Origin of the sequence: Parvibaculum sp. (assembly GCF_035511255.1) — a bacterium.
GTDB lineage: Bacteria > Pseudomonadota > Alphaproteobacteria > Parvibaculales > Parvibaculaceae > Parvibaculum.
Window position 1 is genome coordinate 1 of the sequence record NZ_DATKFR010000501.1, and the last position, 8,276, is coordinate 8,276.

At 67.2% G+C, this 8,276-nt stretch carries 8 protein-coding genes; all 8 read right to left on the reverse strand.

The genetic code is table 11. The features are described 5' to 3' along the window. Window positions 1-135: 135 nt before the first annotated feature. The gene (locus VMR03_RS18555; protein ID WP_325407891.1) at window positions 136-618 is read right to left on the reverse strand and encodes a hypothetical protein; all 483 of its coding nucleotides are present in this window, start codon (window positions 616-618) and stop codon (window positions 136-138) included. Window positions 619-910: 292 nt separating this feature from the next. After that, complete coding sequence (locus VMR03_RS18560; protein WP_325407893.1) at window positions 911-1,123, reverse strand: type II toxin-antitoxin system HicA family toxin; 213 nt, start codon at window positions 1,121-1,123, stop codon at window positions 911-913. Then, window positions 1,120-1,425: a hypothetical protein gene (locus VMR03_RS18565; protein WP_325407895.1), complete on the reverse strand. Its 306-nt coding sequence runs from the start codon at window positions 1,423-1,425 to the stop codon at window positions 1,120-1,122. The genes VMR03_RS18560 and VMR03_RS18565 overlap by 4 nt, the downstream gene beginning before the upstream one ends. 196 nt (window positions 1,426-1,621) lie before the next feature. Next, window positions 1,622-2,338 (reverse strand): DUF2793 domain-containing protein, encoded by a 717-nt coding sequence (locus tag VMR03_RS18570; protein ID WP_325407897.1) that lies wholly within the window; start codon window positions 2,336-2,338, stop codon window positions 1,622-1,624. Beyond that, window positions 2,331-6,254 carry a baseplate multidomain protein megatron gene (locus VMR03_RS18575; RefSeq protein ID WP_325407899.1) on the reverse strand — a complete coding sequence of 1,308 codons (3,924 nt, stop codon included), beginning with the start codon at window positions 6,252-6,254 and terminating at the stop codon, window positions 2,331-2,333. Before VMR03_RS18575 ends, VMR03_RS18570 begins: the two co-directional genes overlap by 8 nt. 189 nt (window positions 6,255-6,443) lie before the next feature. Next, the gene (locus VMR03_RS18580; protein ID WP_325407901.1) at window positions 6,444-6,908 is read right to left on the reverse strand and encodes an NlpC/P60 family protein; all 465 of its coding nucleotides are present in this window, start codon (window positions 6,906-6,908) and stop codon (window positions 6,444-6,446) included. Next, window positions 6,889-7,776 (reverse strand): DUF2163 domain-containing protein, encoded by an 888-nt coding sequence (locus VMR03_RS18585; protein ID WP_325407903.1) that lies wholly within the window; start codon window positions 7,774-7,776, stop codon window positions 6,889-6,891. Before VMR03_RS18585 ends, VMR03_RS18580 begins: the two co-directional genes overlap by 20 nt. A gap of 148 nt (window positions 7,777-7,924) precedes the next feature. Then, the coding region (locus tag VMR03_RS18590; RefSeq protein WP_325407905.1) for a DUF2460 domain-containing protein at window positions 7,925-8,276 on the reverse strand (352 nt) is incomplete at its 5' end.

Here is an 8,276-nt window from a genome sequence, read left to right on the forward strand (position 1 = left end):
ATGCCGACGACATGAAGCCCCATGTCCAGAACGAACCGGACCGCCTCCATCAGATCCGCGAGCGTCAGCCCATGGGCCGCGATGCTCGCCGTTGCCGAAAACTCGAACATGATACATCTCCCTTTCTCCACCGCGTCATCGGCGGTGCTGTTCGTCTCCTCGTGCCGTCTTTTGAATGCCGAAGCGGTAATAGAAATTCGGTCCGATCAGCGCGCTCGGCCGCGCATGCCGCGCCCAGCCGGGCGCCTCGGTATGCGCATGCCAATGCGTCGCGCCGTCCGTCGGATCGTCGATCTCGCCGGCAATGAGCTCGCAGACGATGGCGAGCGCGCGCACGAAATCCCAGTCGCCGAAATCGGCCCGCGCGGACGCCTCCTCCGCATCGCGCCACACGGCCCGCGTGCATCGCCCGCCGCTGTTCAGCGCCGGACAATGCCGATGCCGCATTTTCATGCAGTTGAGGATCGCCGCCGCGACGGCCACCTGCGCCTCCCGGCTCTCCCGCCCGGCCCGCGCGGCCACCGCCAGCGCCACGCTCACCACGGCGGCGAGATCCGGCACGGCCGAAACCGGACAAAGCCCTCCCGCCCGCGCAACGCGGTTCTTCAACTCGGTCATGATGATTTCCGGTGTTTGTGACTATATTCCTAGAATAGGAACATAACAGGAATATGTCAAGCGGGAGCTTCGGTCGCGGTAACGCCACCCCAACCCCGTCATGCGCGGGCTCGACCCGCGTATCCACGTCTTCCTTGGAAAGACACCGCAAAGCAAGACGTGGATGGCCGGGCCAAGCCCGGTCACGACGAAAAGGATGGAAAGAAAGGAGAGAGGGAGCATGAAGGGAAGAAGTGGAAAGAGAAGCCTCACTCCGGCTCGTCCACCTGCCCATCTTCCTGTCACCACACGATCAACGCCGGAATAGCTTCTTGCCGAGCCCCGACTGGCGGATCATGGAGTCAAAATTCTTGGGAAGAATTTCGTCGTTGACACGATGATAGGCGACGGTGACCGCGCATCGCCTGCCGTCCACGAAGCCTTCGTAGATTCGGTGGCTGCCGTTCTGTCTGTCGATCTTGAAGCCGTGAGCTTCTATGATTTTGATAAATTCAGCGTATTTCACGCAGCCATAAGCGGCTTCGTGAACTCATGGCGTTGTTTGTCGCCAGAGCCGTCTCCCTTGAGCGTTGTACGGGCTACATGCCAGAGGAAACGGAGTCTGTCCGTAAGCGGAGCTTTCCTGGACAACATACGGGTGCGCTCCGCTTCCGGCAGATCGTTGGCGTATTCGACATACTGGTCGATAGCCTCGCCGAGGAGCCGGTATACCTCCTCGAAAGAGGTACCCTGCACCGCAATGTCGAGATCGAGACAGACGGCCTCCCAGCCGCGCGCCGAACCTTCTGCGTAACAGCGAATAAGCATGTTCTTTGTCAAGACCTGATCCTTCCGCCCCCCGCTGGGCGTCGACAGGTCCTCCCCTTAGCCAACTATGGCCGCCGGCAAGGCTCCTGACAAGTGCGGGGACGACACCGCGCCCGGGAATGGGACATTCTGACCGGACATTCGTTGAAATTTTGGTAAATCGCATATGGGAATGCCATGCGAAGCGGTCAAGCCTTCACGCCCCCACACACCCCAACGCCACATAATGCACCGCCAGCCTCACTTTCCCGCCGGTGAAACTTCCCCCCACGGATGAAAGCCGCAGCGCCGTGGCGCCCCAATAAGTGACGGGCGTGCCCGACGGCCCGATCACCGTGGACCCCGCGCCCGCGCCGATCCCGTTGCCATAGCGCGTCGCATCCGCCGCGACGCCGAGGTTCCACGAACTCGCGCCCGTGATCGCGGTCAGCACGCGACCCGTGACGCCGAGCACAATCGCGCGGTCGGGGATCGCGAAGCTCGTGTCGTTGGAGCTCCCCGCCGCGATCGTGTGATCGCCTTCGAGGATCGCGAGCGTCGTCGCCGCGCCATGCGGGCTCGTGACGCTCGCCCCCGAGGGTTCCTTCGCCCAGCCGCTCCCCGCATAGGCGACGAACTCGCCGGCGCCTTCGTCGTAAGCGCGCCAGCCCGTCTGCGGCGCGAAGAAGCTCCACGCGCCGTCGGTGAAGGCCGCAACCTTCCCCGCCGCACCCGCCCAGGCGCCGGTCGGCGCGCCCGCGACGATGTAGCGGTCGCCGTCGCCCGGCGTCGCGGGCGGCGCGGCGAGCGCGCGGCTCTTCACCGAAAGCTGCACCAGCGCATCGAGCGCCCGCAAGCTCTCGTTCACGGTCACATGCTTCTGCGCCTGCGCCGCTTCGAGAAAAGGAAGTTTCAGATGCAAAGTCTCAGACATGAAGTGTCGCCTCTCTTGCCGTGCCGCGCCCGAAGGCCCGGCTCACCTGCGCGACGCGAATGTCGAGCGTCGCAAATGAAGCCGATCCGAAATCGGCGGTCTGCATCGCCGCCGTGTAGCTCGCGGCGGGCGCGGTGACATCGAACGTCCGCACCGCGACGCCGCCGCTCAGAATGTCGAGCGCATAGCGTTCCTCTTCCTCGCCGAGCGGCACATCCGTGCCCTCCCAGCTATCGCCGCCGATCCGCGTCCGCCGGACCCAGCTGAGCTCGATGTCGCCGCCCGCTCCGCGCGCCGCGCGCGGATGCACCGGCGACAAAGGCCGAAGCCCCACGCCGGCGAAAGCCCTTGTCTCCCGGGCATAACTTTCATCGTCAATCGGCAGCGATGCGGGGCCATAGGCCCAGCTCCGCGCGAGCCCGCGCTCGTTTTCGCTCAGACCCATCTCCGCCACCGCGCCGTCGATCAGCACGAAGCGCGCGCCCGCCGCCAGCGGCGCGCGCATCGCCGCCTCCGTTCCCGCCTGCCCGCGCAGCAACCCGCGCAATTCATAGGTCGCCGACGCGACGAGTTCGGCCTCGCGGAACTGGATCACCTCCCAACCGCCCTCCGGCGTTTCGAGCGCCGCCGCGTTCGCGCCCGCGAGCACCGCCTCCGCGCTCGCCGAGGACAGCGCGCCCGAGACGAGCGTCACCGTCAACACCTGTGCCTCGTCCCAGCGCGACGTGACGCCCGCGCCCAGATCGCTCGCCGTCCGGCCGATCGTCGCCTCGCGCGTCGTCACGCGGTCGAGCGCGAAGCCGCTCCCCGTGCCCTTCCACAGCGCGATGCCGCCCGGCCAGGGATCGGCCGCGAAGGCGACGCGCGGCGCATAAGGCGTCTCCGCGCCCGTCAGCAGCGGCAGGTCGAGGAACACGCCGAGCGGCACGCCGAAGCTCGCCGCCGTCGCGCTGGCCCGCGCGCGCCGCGGGCTCGCCAGCCGCCCGTAAAGGCTCGCCTCGCTCTGAACGGCCTTCGCCTCGCGATGCGCGCCGTCGGTCACGCCCGTCAGCCGATAGCGCGCATGGCGCGACGGCAGCGCGAGCTCCACGACATCGCCCGGATCGAGCGCGACGAGCGACGGCGGCAATTTCAGCACCGCCTTCTCGCGCTCGCTCCAGCTCTGCTGCAACCAGATGTCGGCGACGCCCTGCGCGTCCTCGGCCGTCATCGCCATCGACAGCGCCGCCGAAGCGACGCGCTGCGTCGCGACGCCGAGCCGGCGCGCCTCGACCGTCGCCTGCCTATATTCCATGCCGGCGTCGATGAAGGTGAGCTTGGCCGAGAGCGGCAGCTCCGTCTCCTGCCCGCGTGTGAGGATGTAGCCCGCCTCGGCGCTGTCCTCCTCCACCGCCAGCATGTCGGGCGTCAGCGTCAGCGCGGATGCCGCGCCGAAATGCCGGAAGCGGATCGTGCCCTCCGTCTCGGCCGCGTCGAAAAAGCGCGCCAGCATCAAGGGGGCGAGCGCCTGCCTCGGACTCATGATGCGGTCGATGACGAACCCTTCGACGACGCCCGTAAGCTCGCTCGCGTCGAAATCCGAAAAGCCGACATCCTCCATGATGACGCGCACGAGATCGGTGAGCGGCACCGCGCCGAGCCGCCCGTTGAGCCAGTGCCCGCGCTGCCAGTTCTCGCCGTCGGCCCAGATGTCGCTGCGGTCGGGAAAGGTCGGAAAGGGTCGCGCGTCCCAGGTCCAGAAAAACATGTCGCCCGCATCGAGCATCCGCCCGCCATAGACGGCGGAGACCGGATTATGCGCGCCCGCCTGTCCCCAATACTCCGTCTGCGCCGCGATGAAGCAGCGCTGGATGTAATCGTCGCGCGTGCCGTTCGAGAAATGTGGGGCCGCGCTCTCCGACGATTTCGGATCGGTGAAGAGATTGGGTTCGTTCGTCCCCTTGTCGATGGCCGGGCAGCCGAGTTCGGTGAACCAGACGGGCTTGCCCTGAGGCACCCATGAAGTCGCGCTCACGCTCTCGATGCCGCCCGGCCTGTCGTGATGGGCGTTGGCCCACCACGACAGAATGTCCTTGGCGCGGAAGACCCAGGGCTTGCCGTATCCGTCAGCGATCGTCGAGCGGAGTTGCGCGGCACGGTCGACCTCGCTCGCATAATACCAGTCGTAATCCTCGCCGCCCGCGATCCGCGACTTCAGATAGTCGATGTCGTAGATCGACGCCGCCAGCGCCCGGTCGAGATGGTCGCTCGTCTTGCGCCAGTCGCTGAGCGGCGCATAGAGATCGATGCCGACGAAATGAATATTCGCGTCCGCCCAGAGCGGATCGAGATGGAAATAATGATCGCCCGATCCGTCCGCCGGATGATGGCCCGCATATTCCGACCAGTCCGCCGCATAGGAAATCTTGGTCGCCGGCCCGAGCACGCCCGCGACGTCGGCCGCCAGCGCCTTCAGCGCCGCGACCGCCGGATAGGTCGCGGCCCCGCTGCGGATCTGCGTGAGGCCCCTGAGTTCCGAGCCGATCAGAAACGCATCGACGCCGCCCGCCGCCTTGCAGAGATGCGCGTAGTGCAAAATCATCCGCCGGTAGGACCATTCGGCCGGCCCGGCATAGGCGACCGCGCCGCCGGCGATGCTGAAATCGCCCACCGCCGCCGTGCCGAAAAAGCTCGCGACCTGCGCCGCCGCCGCGCTCGTCTTGTCGGGCGATCCGGCTTCTCCCGGGGCCGGCGATGAGGTGATGCGTCCGCGCCAGGGATAGGCGGGTTGCGACGCCGCGCCCGTCCACGGGTCGGCAAGCGTGTTGCCGGCCGGAACATCCATCATCACGAAGGGATAGAAGACGGTGCGCAAGCCCCGCGCCTTCATGTCCTGAAGAGCCCGCGTCACCGAAGCGTCGGAGGGCGTGCCACCGAAGGCAGGCTTGCCGTCCACCTGGCTCACCACCTGCGCCAGGGTCCGCGCGAGTCCCGCCACGCGCCACTGCTCCGGCGTCGTGATCTTCCAGCCGATTTCGACCTTCGGCCTCACCGTGCAGGCGCCGCAGCGCAGATCGTCGCCGAACCAGCTCACCACGAGCGACGCGCTCGCGACATTGGGGCACACCGCCTGCAACTGGTCGAGCGCCACGCTCCAGTCCGTCCCGCCTTCGCTCGAATGCCGGTTGATCGCGCGGCTCGAACTCTCGGAGAGGATTTCCCGCGTCGCCCTGGTGTCGTAGACGAACTCGCCCGCGCCCGGAATGATCGTCACGGCCTCGATCTTGCCTTCCACATCGCTCAGGGAACGGAACACCTCGAAGGAAAGCTGCGGCACGCGATTGCCGTAATCGCCGAGCGGCAGGTTATCGAACACCACATAGGCGATGCCGCGATAGGCGGGCGCATTGCCTGCGCCCTCCACCGCCTCGATCGTTGGATCGGGCATCTGCGTCTCGTCGCCCTTGTGGAGCCGCCAGGTCGCGTCTTCGAGCGACATCGCCTTGCCGTCCGCCCAGACGCGGCCGATGCGCGTCACCGGCCCCTCGCACAGCGCGACGGCGAAGGAGACTGTGTAGGAATAGGAGGTGACGCTCGCGCCGCCGCCCCCTCCCTTGCCGCCGCTGCTCTGCGTCGAACTGTGCTCTTTATAATGTGTCGCCCAGATCACCTGCCCGGCGATCCGCGCCCGCCCGTAAAGTCGCGGCACCGGCGCGCCCTCGGTCGAGGACATGACCTGCAGGTCGGACAATCGCGGCCCCTCGGAATTCGCCACCGTCGAGCCGAAAAGCTGCTGATCGACATAGGCCCCGAGCCCCGCCCCGATCGCGCTTCCGAGCGCCGCCCCGCTCACCGTCGCCCCGAGAAAACTGATCCCGGAGGGCAGCAACGCGCTCCCCAGCGCCGACCCCGCCGTCGAAAGAAGAAGTGTCGCCATGTGATGCACCAGAATATGTCTGTCACCCCGGCCTTGTGCCGGGGCCCAGGGGCCACTCGCTCGGAGCCAGCCGCCCCTGGATCCCGGGACGAGCCCGGGATGACAGGTTGAGATGGAGGTGAATTGCCTCTACCTCCCCCTCGGGGGAGGTCGAGAAATTCGACTCGAATTTTTCGGGTGGAGGCGCTTCTACCCCACCCCCGGAAACCGGAACGCATAGGCCATCCGCGCCCGCCACCAGCGCCCGAGCGAGGTCTCGACCACCGCATGTCCCGACCAGGCGTGAATCATCCGGTCCACGCCCGAGAGCACGCCCGCATGTTTCGCCGGCCCCCTCGGCCTCATGCGAAAGAGCACGACATCCCCCTCCCGTGCATCGCGGGTGTCGATCTCGACGAGATGCCGCCGCGCCGCCTCCGCCATCGTCTCGGCGACATGTCCATTCGTACCCGGACCTTCCGCCCAGTCCGCCGTATAGGCCGGCGGCGCCTCCGGCTCCTCGCCGTAAAGCTCGCGCCACACGCCCCGCACGAGGCCCAGGCAATCCGCGCCCGCACCCTTGCAAGCCCCCTGATGCCGATAGGGCGTGCCGATCCAGCTTCGCGCCGCCGCCACGATATCGGCCCGCGCCACCTCAGTTCCGGCTTCCGCCATCGTTGACATCTCCCGAGTTCGCATAGGACACGACGAAATCGTTACCCGGCATATGCGGGAAGCCGCGAAAGTTCGCGCCATTGCCGAATTTCGCGCGGCAGGTCGTAAACTGCTTGTCGCAGCCAGCCGTCACGCTGAAGCTGTCGCCGACCGCGATCTCCCGCGCCGCCGCCTGCCAGAGTTCGACGACCGCGCCCGAAGGCGTCGCGGCATGAAGCTTCACCTCGCCGCCCGCGCCCTCGTTCGCGCCATCCGCGAAGACGAGCCGCCCGCGCTCGAACCAGCCTTCGGCGAAACCGCCGAGCCCCGTCGCGGTGACGATCCGGTTCTCTTCCACCGCGACGACGACGCCCTCCCCGCGCATCGCCGCCGCGCCGAGATCGACGCAACATCGCGCATCGCCGAGATCGGCGTCGCAGCCATATTGAAAAAGCCGCCCCGTCGGCTGGTTGAGCCGATGCGCGAGCCCGCGCAGCTCCGCCGTGAAGCCCGTCGCGCCCCGGCTCACCTCGCCGAGATTGCCCTTGCGCATCAGGAGCCGCTGCTCCGGCGCGCGCCAGTTGACGCGCCAGATCTCGACGCCCGCGTCGTCGTAGAGCCCCGCCGCGAGCTCGCTCTCGTCGAGCCGTTCGGAATTGAACCCTCCCGCGAGATCGAGATTGTCCACGGCGAGCCCCGCCGAACTCTCGATCGCACTCGCCGTGAACCCCGCCGCCGCCTCGAAGGTCACGCCGTCGAACACGAGATCGCCATCGTGATCGGTGAACCCCATCACGCGCCCGTCCGCGCGCGTCAGCTTCCAGCAGTTGCACAGCGTCGTCACCCCGCCCGCGAGATGCGCGGCAAGCTCCGGAGAAATGTTTTTCATTTTGATTTCCTTGCTTCGCCTCTCCCGCTTGCGGGAGAGGTCGACCGGCGCAGCCGGTCGGGTGAGGGTGTCCTCTTCGAAAGACTCTTTTCCGCTGCTCCCCCTCACCCAGCCCTCTCCCCAAGGGGAGAGGGCTGGAACGAATGCATCACACCCTCACCTCGATCACCGGCACGCTCGGCAACGATCCGGCCTCGAAAGCCGCGAGATTGATCTCGAGAAAGTCCGTGTCGAACCGCACCGGCACGTCGAACTCGAAGCCCGCCGTGATCTCCGCGCCCGCGACCGGCGCCGCGACGAAGCTCACCGCGCCCGTCGTCGCATCGACCGTGAATTCCGCCTCCATCCTCTCGACACCGCCGACCGCGACCCGCACCGTTCCCGCCACGGGCTTCCTGATCGTCCGCATATAGACGATGCCCCCGGAGCCGTAGGCCTTCGCCAGTTGAAACACCCGCGCCGTCCCGTCGCCCGTGCCGATCGCCTGGTCCGTCGGCGAA

Excerpts from the sequence above, each read along its gene's own strand:
- VMR03_RS18580 (WP_325407901.1), bottom strand. The coding sequence starts at position 6,908 with ATGGCGGAAGCCGGAACTGAGGTGGCGCGGGCCGATATCGTGGCGGCG.
- VMR03_RS18575 (WP_325407899.1), bottom strand. The coding sequence starts at position 6,254 with ATGGCGACACTTCTTCTTTCGACGGCGGGGTCGGCGCTGGGGAGCGCG.
- VMR03_RS18565 (WP_325407895.1), bottom strand. The coding sequence starts at position 1,425 with ATGCTTATTCGCTGTTACGCAGAAGGTTCGGCGCGCGGCTGGGAGGCC.
- VMR03_RS18585 (WP_325407903.1), bottom strand. The coding sequence starts at position 7,776 with ATGAAAAACATTTCTCCGGAGCTTGCCGCGCATCTCGCGGGCGGGGTG.
- VMR03_RS18570 (WP_325407897.1), bottom strand. The coding sequence starts at position 2,338 with ATGTCTGAGACTTTGCATCTGAAACTTCCTTTTCTCGAAGCGGCGCAG.
- VMR03_RS18555 (WP_325407891.1), bottom strand. The coding sequence starts at position 618 with ATGACCGAGTTGAAGAACCGCGTTGCGCGGGCGGGAGGGCTTTGTCCG.